The 16,337-nt window shown below is 28.3% G+C and carries 19 protein-coding genes and 1 tRNA gene; 16 read left to right on the forward strand and 4 right to left on the reverse strand.

The features are described 5' to 3' along the window. The first annotated feature begins 12 nt into the window (after window positions 1-12). Window positions 13-87 (forward strand) — tRNA-Arg (locus ACQZHJ_RS00325). A gap of 116 nt (window positions 88-203) precedes the next feature. Here ACQZHJ_RS00325 and ACQZHJ_RS00330 read toward each other — a convergent pair. The 4 genes from ACQZHJ_RS00330 to ACQZHJ_RS00345 all read right to left on the reverse strand — a co-directional run bounded on the left by ACQZHJ_RS00330 (window position 204) and on the right by ACQZHJ_RS00345 (window position 5,809). Continuing rightward, window positions 204-1,310, reverse strand: a complete 1,107-nt coding sequence (locus ACQZHJ_RS00330; protein WP_430483586.1) for a tyrosine-type recombinase/integrase — start codon at window positions 1,308-1,310, stop codon at window positions 204-206. A gap of 100 nt (window positions 1,311-1,410) precedes the next feature. Continuing rightward, a complete protein-coding gene (gene dinD, locus ACQZHJ_RS00335) occupies window positions 1,411-2,250 on the reverse strand; it encodes a DNA damage-inducible protein D (protein WP_110035215.1) in 840 nt (279 codons plus the stop codon). 2,315 nt (window positions 2,251-4,565) lie between these two features. Then, the gene (locus ACQZHJ_RS00340; RefSeq protein ID WP_430483587.1) at window positions 4,566-5,021 is read right to left on the reverse strand and encodes an ImmA/IrrE family metallo-endopeptidase; all 456 of its coding nucleotides are present in this window, start codon (window positions 5,019-5,021) and stop codon (window positions 4,566-4,568) included. 164 nt (window positions 5,022-5,185) lie between these two features. Continuing rightward, the gene (locus ACQZHJ_RS00345) at window positions 5,186-5,809 is read right to left on the reverse strand and encodes a helix-turn-helix domain-containing protein (RefSeq protein ID WP_430483588.1); all 624 of its coding nucleotides are present in this window, start codon (window positions 5,807-5,809) and stop codon (window positions 5,186-5,188) included. A gap of 149 nt (window positions 5,810-5,958) precedes the next feature. On the opposite strand from ACQZHJ_RS00345, the gene ACQZHJ_RS00350 reads away from it, so the two are divergent. The 15 genes from ACQZHJ_RS00350 (at window position 5,959) to ACQZHJ_RS00420 (ending at window position 16,026) form a co-directional block, all read left to right on the forward strand. Beyond that, window positions 5,959-6,153 (forward strand): helix-turn-helix transcriptional regulator, encoded by a 195-nt coding sequence (locus tag ACQZHJ_RS00350; protein WP_430483589.1) that lies wholly within the window; start codon window positions 5,959-5,961, stop codon window positions 6,151-6,153. Window positions 6,154-6,342: 189 nt separating this feature from the next. Further along, window positions 6,343-6,642, forward strand: a complete 300-nt coding sequence (locus ACQZHJ_RS00355; RefSeq protein ID WP_060796862.1) for a helix-turn-helix domain-containing protein — start codon at window positions 6,343-6,345, stop codon at window positions 6,640-6,642. A gap of 132 nt (window positions 6,643-6,774) precedes the next feature. Then, on the forward strand, window positions 6,775-7,704 hold the full coding sequence (locus ACQZHJ_RS00360) for a helix-turn-helix domain-containing protein (protein WP_430486841.1): 930 nt from the start codon (window positions 6,775-6,777) through the stop codon (window positions 7,702-7,704). Window positions 7,705-7,721: 17 nt separating this feature from the next. Next, window positions 7,722-7,952, forward strand: coding sequence for a hypothetical protein (locus ACQZHJ_RS00365; protein ID WP_430483590.1), 231 nt, complete (start codon window positions 7,722-7,724; stop codon window positions 7,950-7,952). 19 nt (window positions 7,953-7,971) lie between these two features. Then, window positions 7,972-9,276: a DnaB-like helicase C-terminal domain-containing protein gene (locus ACQZHJ_RS00370; RefSeq protein WP_430483591.1), complete on the forward strand. Its 1,305-nt coding sequence runs from the start codon at window positions 7,972-7,974 to the stop codon at window positions 9,274-9,276. A gap of 413 nt (window positions 9,277-9,689) precedes the next feature. Continuing rightward, window positions 9,690-9,890, forward strand: a complete 201-nt coding sequence (locus ACQZHJ_RS00375; RefSeq protein WP_430483592.1) for a hypothetical protein — start codon at window positions 9,690-9,692, stop codon at window positions 9,888-9,890. Then, entirely contained in the window at window positions 9,883-10,026 is a 144-nt protein-coding gene (locus ACQZHJ_RS00380; protein ID WP_430483593.1) for a hypothetical protein, read from the forward strand. The genes ACQZHJ_RS00375 and ACQZHJ_RS00380 overlap by 8 nt, the downstream gene beginning before the upstream one ends. Before the next feature lie 346 nt (window positions 10,027-10,372). Further along, window positions 10,373-11,530, forward strand: coding sequence for a Fic family protein (locus ACQZHJ_RS00385; RefSeq protein ID WP_430483594.1), 1,158 nt, complete (start codon window positions 10,373-10,375; stop codon window positions 11,528-11,530). Window positions 11,531-11,713: 183 nt separating this feature from the next. After that, a complete protein-coding gene (locus ACQZHJ_RS00390; protein ID WP_430483595.1) occupies window positions 11,714-11,848 on the forward strand; it encodes a hypothetical protein in 135 nt (44 codons plus the stop codon). 86 nt (window positions 11,849-11,934) lie between these two features. Continuing rightward, window positions 11,935-12,453: a hypothetical protein gene (locus ACQZHJ_RS00395; protein WP_430483596.1), complete on the forward strand. Its 519-nt coding sequence runs from the start codon at window positions 11,935-11,937 to the stop codon at window positions 12,451-12,453. Window positions 12,454-13,022: 569 nt separating this feature from the next. Further along, window positions 13,023-13,706 (forward strand): sigma-70 family RNA polymerase sigma factor, encoded by a 684-nt coding sequence (locus ACQZHJ_RS00400; protein ID WP_430486842.1) that lies wholly within the window; start codon window positions 13,023-13,025, stop codon window positions 13,704-13,706. 37 nt (window positions 13,707-13,743) lie between these two features. Beyond that, a complete protein-coding gene (locus ACQZHJ_RS00405) occupies window positions 13,744-14,106 on the forward strand; it encodes a hypothetical protein (RefSeq protein ID WP_430483597.1) in 363 nt (120 codons plus the stop codon). A gap of 44 nt (window positions 14,107-14,150) precedes the next feature. Beyond that, window positions 14,151-14,546, forward strand: coding sequence for a sigma factor-like helix-turn-helix DNA-binding protein (locus ACQZHJ_RS00410; RefSeq protein ID WP_430483598.1), 396 nt, complete (start codon window positions 14,151-14,153; stop codon window positions 14,544-14,546). Between the two features lie 112 nt (window positions 14,547-14,658). After that, complete coding sequence (locus ACQZHJ_RS00415; RefSeq protein ID WP_430483599.1) at window positions 14,659-15,390, forward strand: DUF3800 domain-containing protein; 732 nt, start codon at window positions 14,659-14,661, stop codon at window positions 15,388-15,390. Between the two features lie 3 nt (window positions 15,391-15,393). Beyond that, window positions 15,394-16,026: a hypothetical protein gene (locus ACQZHJ_RS00420; protein ID WP_430483600.1), complete on the forward strand. Its 633-nt coding sequence runs from the start codon at window positions 15,394-15,396 to the stop codon at window positions 16,024-16,026. The last annotated feature ends 311 nt before the right edge of the window (window positions 16,027-16,337 follow it).

Here is a 16,337-nt window from a genome sequence, read left to right on the forward strand (position 1 = left end):
ATTTTTCAATAAGTCTCCATAGTTCAATGGATAGAACAATCCCCTCCTAAGGGATAAATGTAGGTTCGATTCCTACTGGGGATACCACTTATTTAATGGAAATGGCTTAATCACTTAGGTTGAGTCTTTTTTTATGCTTAAAAAGGGACAATTAGGGGACAAAAAGTTTATTTGAGGTATTTTTAAGTAAAATAAATGTATATTTAAGCATTGTTTATGAATAAATTATCAAGTAGTTCAGCCGTGTTATCTTTCATTTCTTCCATAACATGAGTATAGGTATTTAAAGTAGTAGTAATATCATTGTGACCTAGTCTATCAGAAACTATTTTTATATTCTCACCATTTAATATTAATAAAGTAGCGTGAGTATGTCTTAAGCCATGTATTGATATTTGAGGTAATATATCTTTATACTTGTTTACCTTCTTAGTAAAGTCCATTGATATATTCCTAGGATTACACATTTCATTTTCTCTACTTAAAACTATAAAGTCGTTAGGATCCTTTAGATTCTTTTCAAATTCTTTTAATAATACTTTTGGAATAGATATAGTTCTATCACTCTTAGTAGTCTTTAAATTTTCAGTACACACTAATGTATTAGTAGATTTATCAGCAATCACTTGTCTAGTTATATTTAGATAACCTCTTCTAAAATCAACATCACACCATTTTAAACCACATAGTTCTCCAACTCTTACACCAGTTAAAGCACATATTAAAACTGGAAAGTATAAATAAGTATCTTTGATTTCATTAAGGAAAAAATCAAGCTGCTGCTTACTCCAAAATTCTATTTTAGGCTTTTCTATATTAACTTTCTCTATATCTGTAGGTAAGTAAGTTATTAATTTAAGCTTTTTAGCATACTTTAAACAGTTGCTAAGAGCCTCTATTACTTTTTTAGCTGATGAAGGCTTTAGAGAATTATCTTTAGTAAGTAAATGATTATAAAAGTTCTGTATAGTAAGCGTGTCTAATTCAGTTAATTTATAGTTACCTAGAAGAGGGATTATATACGTTTCTATACGGCTTAAATAATTATTCCTAGTATTTATACCTATTGATAACACTTTATGGTTATAGAACCAATCTAGGATAAAATCCTTAAGGTATATATCTTTAGACTTAGGTAATAAAAAGCCATTATCAACCTTGGAACTATATTCATTAACAAACTTTTCAGCTTCTTTTTTAGTTTTAAAACCTTGTTTTTTAATTCTTATTCTTTTTTTAGTAACTGGATCATTGCCTAAGGAAATAACAACTTGCCAATTACCTTTTGATATTTGATTATAACTTGCCATGATATTTCCCTCCTTGATATTAATAATTTATCTTCTACCACTTATGGCAGAATAGATAGCTGAATAATGGTAAAAGTTAATTCAGCTATCTAAACTTATATTATTTATTTTTAGCTTTTAATTTTTTAGCCTCTTCTTTTTCTAGTTGTTTTATACTCTTTTTAGGTGTTGGAAGGTCTTCAGGCATAGTACCACCTAAATCTCTTATTGTTTGTCTAACCTTTTTACCAACTTCATAATGAGCTTGATTTGCTTTTTCTTTTCCTCTAATTTTTTCTCTTCTTAGTTTCTCTTCAGTTTGAGTTGCACGGAATAAGTTCGCAGCAAGTTCTGTACTTCCCATATGATCAAGTATTTTTTGGCTTTTCTTTAATCCTTTTTTTGTATGAATATCTCTAGCATTTAACCCTCCATATAAGCCCATATATCCATTGTTTTGAAATATAGCATAATCAAGGTTAGTTTCTACACCGGATATCCTAGCAGTATCTACTAAATTCTTATTATGTTCTTTTAATTCATTTCTTATGGCTAGTCTTTTCTTACATTCTGAAAGATCTTCAAAGTTTTCTTCTATTTCTTGTTTTCTAGTTTGTACTGCAAAATAGGTTTGTCCTAAAGCAACTACTTTTTTTCTAGCGTCTGCATTTTGAACTATAAGATAACAAGCATATCTTGATAATTTTATATCTTCAATTTCTCTTTTTGCTCCAGATCCTAATAGGACCATTTTCCTGACGTCGGCAAAATGGTCAGAAATAAAGAAATCGCTATTGTTGCATGCTTCTTTAGCTTTTTCTATTACTTTCTTGAAATTTTCCCATTTAGAATATTGAAGAACCTCTAATAAATCTCTTCCATACCAAAATTCTTGTCCATATTCATTTATATGTTTTATATCTTCAAAGATTAAAGTATTATAGTTAGTTATTTCTTTCATAAGATAAATCCTCCTTATAATTTAAGTATTTACACATGATTAATTAGACAAAAAGTAATTCTAAAAACGAACATACATTCGTTAAAATTAGCTAAATAACAGGCTTCCAAAGTTTTGTGGGTACCTAAATAATGTTTTCGCCGCTTGTTGCGAAAGATAGCTCATATGAATTTATAAAATTCGGAATTAAGTTTCCGAAATACTAATATTAGAGTTAGTTTACTTAAACATTAAAGGGTATAGTCATTTAGTACATAGCCTTTAATATTTAAGTGTATAATCCGCTATGCTTAGCAACCATAGCAATCATTAAAATAATATAAGGTTAGCTACTATACAACGCCAAGCTAATGGGTGTCGCCACTTTTGGATAGACCCTATAAACTATCAAGTTAAGATTCGTTATCCTTGCTAAGGATAACAGAATGTAATTTTGCACACTGGTATTGAAGTATATAAATTATTATGTCTTTTTAAGGCGTTCAAAAAGTTCAATATATTAATATTAAGAGTTAGTCATTGAATGACCAACATTTAGTATTCGGAGTTTTTACAGTCCCTAAAAAGAGAGATAAAATTACTTTCTTTAGGATCACCGATAATATCGGGTAAGCTAATGCAATTATTATTTGCGGCAGCTATAAAAAGTCAGTTGATTTAATTGACCGAGATTTAGTAAGCTGACTTTTCTGACTCCCTAAAAAGGCGTTTAAAAGTTAATATTAATGACAATAGGTTCTCTACTTTCAGTGGGTAAGCTGTTTATATTTGTATAAGTATTCGGCACTTTCGGCACCCCTAAAAAGAGATTTAAATATAATAAAATATTCCTCCCAGGAATATTATTGACCTCTTCATTAAGAATTTAAATAAAGGTGCATAGAATTATGCAGACCTATAGTTAAAGGTATAGGAACCTTTCCCTCACTTATGGAGGATAGAAAATTAATTTTATTACTTACTAAGTAAGGGGTCGTGAAACACGAGGGGTTTTATTAAGCTTATTATATAAATAGGTCAGCCGAGTTTTCGGCTTACCTCATAAGCCTTCTAATAATTTCTATAATATAAAGTGTTTAATGCTATGAGGAAGTTTTACTAAACGCAAAATTGCGTTCAGCGTTCCTATATGATAAAGTGCTTAATGCTCCATGGATAGGATTAATGTTCTTAACCTTATTAATTTAAAAGTTACTGGTGAAGAGGTATGCTGAAAAGTCAGCAACTCTTAAAATATAACTTTTAATAAATCAGAGGTAGGTACGGATTTCGTACTAAGCTTGTCAGCAACCCTTAAAATATAGCTTTTAAGTTTAAAATAGGCATCCTAAAATTTGAGGACACTTTAAATTAATGTATGTTTCCTCCACAAGAGGGGGAAAGTGCAAATTTAGCACTATCAAGATAAATAATCGTAAATCGCTATTATTTAATAAATTACATTCGCAACAAGTTGAGAAAACGCAAAAATACTTTCTCACAAAAGTGTGCGAAAACTTTCTCCAACAAGTTGTCGAAAATCAACGAGGGAAAAATTTACCCTGTTAGTTAGGGAAGGTATAAGGAGCTTAAAATATCAGTCTATAAATGGGTATATTCAAAAGTGAGGACACCGAAGAATTGCCGAGTCATAAAAGTTGGTGGCAAAATACTAAGCTACAAAATGAGCTTAGTTAAAATATCATTCCCATTAATAGTGGGAAGAGGTGAGCTGAATTTTCCGCCGACCTTCATACTTAGAACGAACCCACAAATGGGTATGCTGACTTTTAAGCACCCCTTAAAGTCATAAATAATTCTAAAGGATTTAGAAATCTCTAAGTTCCTCCGAGCCACTTAGAAATATATTAGGGTTCTTATAAAGAACCTTTAAATCCTTCGGAAACTAAATTCCGAAGTTATTTTAAAGAACCTCGACTTAACTCCTTGTTTTTAGCAATGGTAATAAAATCTATGCTAAACATTAAACTGATAAAGAAAATTTTACCTATTACTATTAACTTTTTTAGTATAGTTGGTATAATATTATTAAATTTAAATCACAATACACTTTAATATGCATATATAACATTGTATTACCGAATGTATCAAACAAAACAGAGCTCCTTGAATAAAGGGGCTTTTGTTTTGTTTTCAGATGTCCTAAATAAGGACTTCCAAAGTTTCATCGTGAAACCTTCAACCACTTCCGAATTTCGGAATTAGTTAAAATTCAATCGTTACTAACGATTCACTTTTCTAACTCAAACTTTACTAAGGGTTAGCTTAAATAATTTAGATAAAAACGAATGTATGTTCTTTAATGTGGTTAAAAATTAGAACATTCTACATACTCCAAACCTAGGCAGAAAATATACTATATATCCGTCAATTTCATATCTTGCACCATATTTGCATTTAAAATATTCTATAGATTCATCTAAATATTCTTTTGTAACTCCTAAGAAGTCAGCTATTTCATAAGCATTTTTACAGTTATTATTAAAGGCATTTATTAGACCTATTATTCCAACTGATCTTTCATATCCCCAACGCCTTGCGATAATTTCTTGTTTACGGTTATTTATCTCTTTTTGATTACTTATATCTCCAAGAGTTTTATGGAAGTGTCCTAGCTCCTCAGCTAAGACACAAGCTTTTTCTTTAGTAGATAGTTTTTTATCTATTGCAATTCTCTTACCACAACAACGCCCTTTTCTAGTTTTTAAATCAAGTTCTTTAACAATTATTCCGAGCTTATCAGCTTCTCTTAATAATTCTTCGTAACTCATATTTACTCCTTTGTTATTTCCATAAATCCTCATCATTCATTAAGTCGTCATCATGTTTATATTCCTCTTCTGTAAAGTTTCCGTCTTTATCATGTGAAGCTATAGGCATAAGATATTCTTTTCCTTCTTCTTCCCATATTTCTTTTTTAGGAAGAGGAGTAATATTATTTTCTTTTTTTATCTGTTATATTAAAATTATTTTTTTCTAATTTATAAAATTCAAATTCTAATAAATCTGTGATTTTTTCATAAATATAACTTAATGTTTGATTATTTAATTTATCAACTGGATAATTATCTGATTTTAAGAAATCAATTAATTTATTTATTGGTTCCATTAAATCATTCTGTGAAGAGGTTGTAGGCTGCTTTTCAGAAAAATTATAGGCATCATCAATAAGTTCATCAATTTTATTTTTGTCAATATCAAAAAAAGTATATAATTTTACAAAATCTAGTATGGTGTAATCAGGTTTGGCTTCAAACATGGCGTTTAATTGTTGTAAAGGTATATCTGCATTTTTAGAAAGAGTTTCAAGAGTATATCCTTTATTAAGAGCATTTTCGATAATTTCTTGAGATACTAAGTCTATTTTTTCTGTTAATAATTGAGTTGATGGAATACCTAAAACATTAGCCATTTTCATTATTACATTTATTGGTGGAGTTCTTTTGTTCAATTCATAATTTGAAAGAGCATTTCTAGATATTCCACATTTGTTTGACAGTTCATCTTGAGTTAACTTTTTTTTCTTTCTAAAGTACTTAATCCTATCTCCTATTTTCATAAAATCACTCCTTATGTAGATAATAATAAAATATTAGCACACATTTGTAAACAAAAAAGTTTTGAGAAAGTATTGACTTACTACAAATGTGTGCATATAATGGTGGTGTAGTAATTTTGCAAACAAACGTATGCAAAGGGGGGAGTTGTATGAAAATAAAACTTAAAAGAATTGCAAAAGGTTGGACACAAGAAGATTTATCAAAAGAAGCAGGAGTTTCAAGAAATACAATAGTTAAACTTGAAAAAGGTGATACTGATGGAATCAGGTTTGGAATTATAAAAAAGATAGCAGCAGCATTAGACACAACAGTACAAGAGCTATTCTTTTCAGATGAAGAATAATTAAGGTGTTACTAATTGTCACATCTAAAATTCAAATCAATTAAATAGGACAAGTTAATTTCATTAATGTTCAGTCTTATTATTTTGCACAGATAAATTACAAGTATTACATAGGGAGGAAACTATGGAGGAACATTTAGAAACACTTATTCGAGTTTTAAAAGAGCTTGAAGAATAGGAGGGAGAGAAGTGAGTAACATACTAAAGATTGAAGAGGTATCTAAAAGAATAGGAGCTACAGTCCCATATACTAGAGAGCTATGTAGAAAAGGAATTATTAAAGCTAAAAAGGTAGGCAAAGAGTGGAGTGTAGACAGTAAAGAGGTAGATAAATATTTAGGTATTACAACCAATGAAGAGGAGCTTAAGAAAGAGATTTATATTAAGGAGCTAGAAAGTAAAGTAAAGCATTATGAATTTGTTTTAGGAGCTATTCAAGGCAACATAACAAATATTGAGTTAATGCTAACTAATGGAGTAAGGAAGTGATTTAATATGAGCTTTAAATTATTTAAGAGGTATTTAGAGTTATGCAGAGAAACTGGCAAGGAGCCTAATTGGAAAGACTTAAATACATTTAGAGGTATATTTGCTTAAGATGAAGAGGAGGTGCTTAGATTGGTGGATAAGGAGGTGTTAAATGGTAATGTTAATGCTTTGATGTTGAGTAATAGAATTGTTTTTAATAACATTTCAATAGATTTAGACAGAGTTGAAAAGATGGTTTTAATATCTTTAGTTAATCATAATAATTGGAAAAATGGAATATGTAATCCGTCAATTAAAACTATACAAGATGAATGGTTTTATAAAAGTGATAGAGAAGTTATTAAAGCATTAAAAAGTTTAAGAGAAAAAAATATAATTTCTAAGCAGACAATTAAAAGAAGAAATTATTATAAATTAAACATAGCATTAATATTAAAAGATTACCTACAAAATGAAGGTAACCCACAAAATGTAGGTAACCTACAAAATGAGGGTGATAATATCCCACAAAATGTAGGTAATGATTACCCACAAAATGAGGGTACTAACAATGAAAGAACAATGAAAGAACAATTAAATATATATAGTTCAAATGATGAAGATAATATATCTTATTTTGAAAGAATTAATAAAGAAATAGATGACTTAGAAAATGAAATTAATAATAAATATGATAAAGATTTAGTTACTAAAGAAAAAGAGAAACTTAAAGATAAAAACTTAGGTACTTTAGATTTGCTTAGAGAATTAAAAAAACAATTAGATAAAAATATTAAAAAATCTAATAAAGAAAAAACATATATGGACTTAACTTTTATAGATGATGTTATAGATAAAGTAAAAATTACTAAAGAACAATATGATAGTTTAATAGATAAGTTCAATAAGGATTTAGTACATCAACAGATATTAAGTTTGGATAACTATATAGTTAATGGAAAAGGAGCTAAATACAAAGACCATTATAGAGCTATTAATAATTGGTGTATTAAAAATAATAAGGATAAAGCAAAACCAAAAGAAGAACCAAAAAGAAGAGGTACAAATTTAGATGACTTATAGAAGGGGGAAATTTCATTATGAGAAAAACTTATTCAGAAAGTGCTGAATGTTTAATAAGCAATATTGGAAATGATTTAGAAAATGGAGAATCAAACTTAGTACCTATAATGCAATGCTATTTTAAAGCTTATTTAGAAACAAATTGTTTTGATTTCTTTTTGATTGCAGACGCATTACTTCAAGAAATTGTGAATATTAGAAACACTAATAAAGAGTTGGATAAACTAGAGGAGTTAATCGGACATTAATAGGAAAGGAGCAATAGGCATGGAGAATAAACAATTATTATATTCTTTAGAATCAGAAGAGGCTATCTTAGGAACAGTTACAGCTAATAACAAATATATGCTTAAAGTTATTGGAGAAATAGAGGAAAAGGACTTTTACAACACTAAGAATCAAATAATATATAGAGCTATAAGTGAGCTATATAGAAAGAATATATCTTTTGATGTAGTTGTATTATCAGAAAAGTTAAGTAATGAGATTAAGAGTAGAGCAATAACACTTACAGATATAGCAGAGAAAACAAGTCATGTAGACTATGGAACACTATCAAGCCATGTAAATATAGTTAAAGAGAAAAGTCGTGAGAGAGAGCTTGTAATGGCTTGTCAGAGGGTTATTAGTAGCGAGGGTAATGTTAATAGTAAAGTGGACTTCTTACAAAATAAACTTTTAGAAGTTAACCAGGTAAATAGAAAAAATAAGGTCATGGGGATTGGTGATATTATGTATAGCACTCTAAGTGAAATAGAATTTGCTTATAATAATAAAACTGGTATTCGTGGTTTTAAGACTGGAATACAAAGTGTAGATAAGATTACAAATGGACTTAATAAAAAAGATTTTATAGTCTTTGGAGCTAGACCAAGCATGGGGAAAACAGCCTTTTCACTTGCAATATTAAATAATATAAAAGCTAATGTACTTTACATACAATTAGATATGAGTACAGAGGGAATGGGACAAAGATTATTAGCCATGAATAGTGGTATAGAAAATACAATACTATCAAGAGGTAAGCTTAATGATAGTGAATGGAATAAGCTAACTGATACATTTAATTACATTGCAGCTAAGAAGAAAAATATATTTATCTATGAACCTTCATCAATAACAATAAATGAAATAAGATTAGTTGCTAAAGAAGTTCAGTTAAAACATGGACTAGATGTAATCATAATAGATCATATAGGAAAAATAACTCCAACAACTAAAGGGAGCAGATATGAACAGATGAATATTGTGTCTAATGAGCTTAAAGCAATAGCAAAGGATTTGAATGTTGCCATGGTTGGTTTATGTCAATTATCAAGAGGAACAGAGCAAAGGTCAGATAAAAGACCTCTTCTAAGTGATTTAAGGGACACGGGTTCTATTGAACAGGACGCTGATGTTATTGGTCTACTTTATAGAGAGGGCTATTACAAGGCTAGAGAAGAGGGAACAAATATAAAAGATGATGTGCTAGAAGTTAACTTTGCTAAAAATAGGAGTGGAAGAACTGGAGCTATCTATTTTGATTACAACTTACCAACTCAAAAGTTAACTGAAAAGTTTGGAAAATAATTTAATATAGGAGTGCAATATATGGAGTTAAAAGAAAGGGTTAAATTAATTGCTATACTCTATAAAAAATCAGATAAGAAAACAAAAATCTTAGTTGGTGTTTTAATGAGTGGAAAAGGTAATAATAAATAGATTTTAATTTGCATATTTCAAGGAGGATAACGGCTCGTATAAGCACTTATGAAAATTCAACCTATATTCCATTAAATAATAGACAAACCTCTTCTACGGGGCGAATAACTGGGTAAAAACACTATAAGAAACATAGATGATATAAAAAAAGACTAATGTAAAGATACATACATTAGTCAAAGGGTTAACATGATACCCTAGAAATTCGCAACTTCAAGGTATCATGTTAGCTCCAATAAATCAAGAGGTAAACATAAGAAATATTGGAGGAATTTAAAATAATGAGAAATGCAATAGATAATATTACAAGAGATTTAAGCAATATTGAATTAAGAGATACATTAGATTGTGTGGTTATGGCTTTACTAGACACTCAAAATCAAATTGTGAAAGCTAGTGGAGTTATGGAAGTTGTAAAGCTAGAGGAAGAGGCTAAGGCTAAAATAAGAGCATTAAAGATGAAGAGGGTATCAAATGAGTAAGATAATTATAAGCTACCAAACAGTTGAGGAAAGAGAGCAGATCATTAAAGTTTTATCAACTGGTGTTAAGATAAAGAAGATTAGTAAGCCTTATAAAAAAGGACTTTATAAGAGAATATATATTGATATAGATTAATAATTTAAGGGGTTCAACATTAAGTTGAGCCTTATTATTTTAATAAAGTATTGAATATAAATAAGTTTTAGTTTAAAATCTAGTTACGTTACTGTAATTTTTGTCTACTGGTAATGAACGTATTCTAGTATCAGCTATTTTATATTTAAATTGCAATAAGAATATACATTATCAAGTATTAGGAAGAGGATATCTAGTTTTACTAGGTATCTTTTTTGTTGTAATTTTATTTCAAATTTATTGTAATTTTATTTCAAAAAAAGTATTATTTTTGTTCTAAAGTGATATAATATAATATATTAAACTTAAAAAATGTATTTTTGTATAATAAAATGAGGTGAGAGAAATGAAACCATATATACCTTTTGAATTACCTTTAGATAAAAGATTAATAGATAAAGAGGAGCTATTTGAACCAGCTATACAAGCAAATAGTAAGTTAGCTTCATATTCGGAAAAAATAAATAACTCAAAAGTAGATTCAGATTTATTAGTTGGACTACTTTCTACTAAAGAGGCTTTAGAATCTTCAAAAATAGAAGGTACACAAGCTACTATGGATGATATGTTTGAGAGTAAAATAGATGAGAATAAGGCTAATAATGATACTAGAGAAATTCTAAATTATTTACATGCTTTAGAGGCTGGAGCATATGAATTAAATAGATTACCAATAAGTACAAGGTTAATAAAAAAACTTCATGGAATATTAATGAGTAATGGAGTAAGAGGAGCTTCAAAGGCACCAGGAGAGTTTAGAAGTATTCAAAACTTTGTAGGTAGAAATGGATGTACTTTAGAAACTGCGACTTATGTACCTCCGGAGCCACAGTTACTTGATAAATATTTATCCAATTTAGAGAAGTTCATAAATGAAGAAGATAATTGGAATGTATTAATTAAAATAGCTGTTATTCATTCACAGTTTGAAACTATTCATCCATTCTTAGATGGAAACGGAAGAATAGGAAGGATATTAATACCTTTATATTTATATAATGAGAAAAAAACTAGCAGACCTATGTTCTTTGTAAGTGAAAGCTTAGAGCGCGATAAGTTTAAATATTATCAGCTATTAAATAATACTAGAGTTTTAGTTAAAGGATTAAATTCTCCTTTGGATGAGGATCAAGAGGATATTGATTCAGAGAAACTTGAATTAGCTAGAAAAAATTATACTGAATGGATTAAGTTCTTCTTAAAGGCTTGTGAAATAGAATGTGATAAAGGAATAGAAAAAATAAACGCTATAGATAAGCTATATGATGTTACTTTAACAATAGCAAAAACTTTAGTAAGTAATAATAAAATTGTTGATATAGTGGATTATATGTTTGAACATCCTATATTTACAACTAAATCAATGAGAGAAAGATTAGACATTGCTCCATCCACATTAAATAACTACTTAAATAAATTAGTTGAAGCTGGTGTTATATATGCTGATGATAGAGCAAGAAATAAAAAGTACTTCTTCTACGATTTAATTAGTATCTTAAGATAACCTCTTCTTTTAAAAAGTAAATAAGAATGATATAATAAGATTAAGAAAAAGAATATTTTAAGTACCCTACCTAAAAGGTGGAAGGCGTGTTATATAGCCACGGGAAACAATTAATCAGTATATAAATACTGGTGTTGTTCTCGTGGCTTTTTTGTTGCTTAAAAATAGAAAGGAGCATTGAGAGTGAATGATAAGGCAAGAGAAGAAAGAAACGCACATATGAGAGCATGGCGTAAAAAGAACAAAGATAGAGTAAAGATGTATAACTCTAGTTACTGGGAGCGTAAAAGTAAGAGAGAAGAGGAACAATCAATATAATACCTCTTCAATATAGATTTAATTATAAGCTACTTAAAAAGCCTTACTATTTAGTAGTTTTCTTATATATAAGGAGTGGTTAAGTTGTGTATGTAGATGAGTGCCTTAGGCTAGATATAGACGAGGTTTTAAGTCTTAAGGGTAATAAGTTTAGGTTTAAATCAAGTGTCTTAAAAGGGAGTGTTTTGACCGTAAAAGATAATGGTATATGTATTGATAATACCTTTATAAGAATAGAGAGATATAAAAATAACTTTGGAGAAAAGCATTTATTCTTATGTCCATATTGTTTAAGTCCTAGAAAACATATTTACTTAGTAAAAGGTAATTGGAAGTGTAGAGAGTGTGGATCATTGAGATACAGAACAACTAATACATACAGAAGAGGTATGGAATATTGTGATTTAAAGATAAATAAGATACTGGATAAGTTAAAGCTAGAGCATGATATTAAATACTATACTGGAGCATTACCAAACATAAAACCTAAAGGCATGAGGCGGACTACATACAATAAATTAATTAGGTCACTTATATATTGGCAGAATGAAAGAGAGAATAGATGGCTTAAGTTAGCTTATAAATATATCAAAAAAAATTTTTGAGTTCAATATTTTATTAAAAAGTATGCACACAAAATTTAAAAAAGTATGCACACTTTGAATGTAGTACAACAATAAATTTTAATGGAGTACTACATTGAAATTGGACAGAGTACTCCATTAAAATGTTCCGTAAAAAGGAGCGTTCCAATGGTAACGAAAAGGAACGTTTAAGTGAACGTTTGAGCCTTGTAATACCTTGTCTAAAGGCAACTATTTGCAACGCTATAATGCAACGTAGACCTAGTAAAACCTAGTATAGATGCAACATTAAGACTGTGGTAAAACGTGGTGTGCAAGGTTAGTTTAAGTGTTGCTAAATGTTGCTTAATGCTAGTAAATGCTTGTTAGGAATTGTTAGGATTGATACTAAGAAATACTAAGATAAAATGCTAACAAATGCTAACATTAAAAGTTACATAGTATGCTAGGAAATGCTAGGATAAATTTATTTTTACAAAACGACGAATGTATAAAACGCTCCAATGAAATGATTGAAATTGATAGAGAAAATGTTGACATTTGTTAACATGAAAATGAGTGGATACATTAAGATAAAAGAGGTGAGATTAATGACTAATGAGGAACTTGTTGTATTATATCAGCAAGGAGATAAAAAGGCTTTAGATGAGCTTTTAGAAAATAATGATAAGTTAATATACAAGATAGCCAGTAAATTCTATTCAGATAAAACCAGTTCTATTGAGTTTGATGATTTGATCCAGGAGGGGAGAATAGGATTTATATTAGCGTGTAGTAAATATGATATTGAATATATAAAGAAAACTAAGTTTATTACTTATGCTTTTTACTGGATATATCAAAAAATACATAGATTTATTACTACACATAACACTAATGAGGAAATAAGTCTTAATACACCAGTAAGTGAAGAGAATACAGATGAATTAATAAATAGTATAGAGAGCCATAGTAATGAGATAAATGATAGAGAAGAGGAATTATACCTAAGTGAATTAAGGCTTGAATTAGAGGCTGTTATGGACAAACATAATACTCTTAATGAGAGAGAAATATTAAAACTATATTATGGTTGGGATACTGATGAGTTAAGCATAGAACAAATAGCTGATATATTTGAAGCCTCTTCAAGTGATATAAAAAATACAAAGGCAAGAGCTATAAGAAAGTTAAGAGGTAGTCAATGGTTTAGAATCCAATATCAAAGAAGGTATTCAGAAGATATAACCTTTATGAGAGTATTAAGAAATATAGATTATGGTATGAGTATATAGTTTATGCTTATACCTTTTTAATATAGGAGCATAGGCAATGAGTGAAGAGTTTAGAAAAGAAGTATTTAAGAGATTAGAACAAATGGGATTAACTAAAAAAGACCTCTTCATAAAAGAGAGGAATTTACATAAGTTTTATAAGAGTAAACTAGACCATTATAAGCTTATGGTAGATATAGAAAAAGATTTAGGTTTAATCCAATGTAAGAAAACTGATAAGAGCATAAGGAAGATTAAGAAACCAGTAATTATTAAGGTTGATTTATATACTGTATTTAAGTTTTATATTAACTTAGGTCATGTGTTTAGAGATAAGAATGGGAAGGTTTATGCTATGGAAGAGGTAGAGCAGCTATTAATTGATTACTATGAAAAGAATAATATAGAATATAAGATTTAAGGCATTTACACATAAAGTAGGTGCTTTTTTATTTAGGAGGATTTATGACTAAGGAACAAAAAGAAAAGGTTAAAAAGCTATTAAGCAATTATAAAACTATGAAAGCTCAAATTGAGTGTATTGATTTTGAAATTAATACAATTAAAGAGTGCATAGAAGGCTTAAGAGAGCTTAGAGATACAGAGAACTATATTATTGAAAAGAATAATGAGATTGAATATAAGAGAACTATAAGGAAGAGGCTAGAGGACTGTATAAATAGTATAGATAATGCTTTAAATGAATTGAGTGATATTGAAAGAAAAATAATTGAGCTTAGGTATTTAGAAGGTGAAAAGCATACTTGGAAAGAGACAGGTAACATAGTTGGTTATAGTTCTGATTATTGTAGAAAGGAAATGTTAAATAAAATTTTATTTAACATATTTAATGTATTATAATGTTTTGGTATATATTATAAATATAAGAATTATTTAGGTCTATAATTAGATGCAAACATAATTTAATTTTAGTATAATATACAATAAGATTTTTAGAAGAGGTGAATTTTGGTTGATTAATATATATTGTGATGAAAGTTGTCATTTAGAGGTTACAGATTTAAATAAAGATAATCAAAAGTCGATGGCTTTAGGAGGAATAATATGTAATGAAAAATTTAAGAGGGAGATATTAGATGATATTAGAAGAATAAAAGTAAAGCACGGATTAAGTAAACATGGAGAATTTAAATGGACAAAGGTATCAGATAATAAATTAGCATTTTATAAAGAGATAATAAGATACTTTTTTGATAATAATAAGTTGATGTTTAGAGTACTTGTATTTAAAAGAAAGACAGAATTTTATTACGATTATTACGATCATAATGATCTTTATTATATGGCGTATTATCTTTTATTAAAAAATTTAATAAATCCTTCAGAGAATAATTCAATTTATATAGATAAAAAAGATACAAGGGGAGGGAGAAAGGTAGCGTGGCTTAAAAATAAGTTGGTAACTGATTCTAATACAGAATTTAACTTAAATATGATTGAGAGAATTCAAATAATAGATTCAAGAGATAGTGAATTAATGCAACTTGCTGATTTATTAACTGGAGCTGTTGCTTATATAAATAGAATTGAAGTTGGAGAAAAATTAGTTTCAAAATCAAAATTAGAAATTATAGAATTAATAAAAGAATTAAGTGGATATTCATTAACTAAAACAACGTTAATAAGTGAAAGAAAATTTAATACTTTTATATGGACACCTAACCACAAGGAAAGAGGTGTTTAGGCTGTGGAACATGAACAAAATTACTATGGGTTAAGTACTCCAAAGGTTTTTACAAGTAAAGATTTAATGATGGATATAAGAAGAGAATATGATATATTATTTAAAACTTTTATTGATCCAAAAATAAGACCTAAAGTGAAAGGAATACCGATATTTATAAAAAATGAAAAAGAAAGTGGAATGGAAGAAAGATTTTTACATTGCATAAGTATGGAGGACAAAGGATATTATAAAAGTATACTACCTTGTTCAAATTTACCTTATTCAAAGAAATGTATTCCAAAATGTAAAATAGAAAATGCTAATTTTACTTTTTCTAAATTGAAAAGAGTAGAGTGTCAATATAGATTAGCAAGAGTACAATGGATACCTCAAATAATAAAATATGCTAATGAAGGTGATCCTAGAATAACTATGTGGAGATATGATAAAAAGGATAAGTCAGGGAAATGGTATTGGTGCAGATATATTAGATATAGATCAGAATTTATAGATTTTTTAATAGTATTTAATGAATTATATGATAAACAAGATAAAACAAAATTAAATTATTTAGATTTTAGAAGTGCATATCCAATATTTAAACCACATGAAGGAGCTGATTTGGACAAACAGGCTAAAAAATATCCATTATAAAATAAAAAATACCGGTCTTCCCTGAGGAATCCGGTGGGCTCCTTCTACTAACTAGGTAGATGAGTAATATTACTTTTATTACCTTAAATTTATCACATTGCAATTAAAAAGTCAACATTAAGTGACTTTGTCAAGTATATTTTCAGTGTTATTAACGTTAATATAACTTTAGTATTGACATTATACTATAATATATTCAAAAAAAATAAAAAAGATAATAATTTCATAGAAAATTAATAAAAATAAAATAAAGGGACACAAAGGGGACAGTTTGTAAATATAAAAGAAAATACAAGTGATTTTATAAGAAT

This window comes from Clostridium sp. B9 (genome assembly GCF_050509515.1).
Classification (GTDB): domain Bacteria; phylum Bacillota; class Clostridia; order Clostridiales; family Clostridiaceae; genus Sarcina.

Coding starts and splice junctions, on each gene's coding strand:
- ACQZHJ_RS00330 (WP_430483586.1), bottom strand. CDS start 1,310: ATGGCAAGTTATAATCAAATATCAAAAGGTAATTGGCAAGTTGTTATT.
- dinD (WP_110035215.1), bottom strand. CDS start 2,250: ATGAAAGAAATAACTAACTATAATACTTTAATCTTTGAAGATATAAAA.
- ACQZHJ_RS00340 (WP_430483587.1), bottom strand. CDS start 5,021: ATGAGTTACGAAGAATTATTAAGAGAAGCTGATAAGCTCGGAATAATT.
- ACQZHJ_RS00345 (WP_430483588.1), bottom strand. CDS start 5,809: ATGAAAATAGGAGATAGGATTAAGTACTTTAGAAAGAAAAAAAAGTTA.
- ACQZHJ_RS00350 (WP_430483589.1), top strand. CDS start 5,959: ATGAAAATAAAACTTAAAAGAATTGCAAAAGGTTGGACACAAGAAGAT.
- ACQZHJ_RS00365 (WP_430483590.1), top strand. CDS start 7,722: ATGAGAAAAACTTATTCAGAAAGTGCTGAATGTTTAATAAGCAATATT.
- ACQZHJ_RS00370 (WP_430483591.1), top strand. CDS start 7,972: ATGGAGAATAAACAATTATTATATTCTTTAGAATCAGAAGAGGCTATC.
- ACQZHJ_RS00375 (WP_430483592.1), top strand. CDS start 9,690: ATGAGAAATGCAATAGATAATATTACAAGAGATTTAAGCAATATTGAA.
- ACQZHJ_RS00380 (WP_430483593.1), top strand. CDS start 9,883: ATGAGTAAGATAATTATAAGCTACCAAACAGTTGAGGAAAGAGAGCAG.
- ACQZHJ_RS00385 (WP_430483594.1), top strand. CDS start 10,373: ATGAAACCATATATACCTTTTGAATTACCTTTAGATAAAAGATTAATA.
- ACQZHJ_RS00400 (WP_430486842.1), top strand. CDS start 13,023: ATGACTAATGAGGAACTTGTTGTATTATATCAGCAAGGAGATAAAAAG.
- ACQZHJ_RS00405 (WP_430483597.1), top strand. CDS start 13,744: ATGAGTGAAGAGTTTAGAAAAGAAGTATTTAAGAGATTAGAACAAATG.
- ACQZHJ_RS00410 (WP_430483598.1), top strand. CDS start 14,151: ATGACTAAGGAACAAAAAGAAAAGGTTAAAAAGCTATTAAGCAATTAT.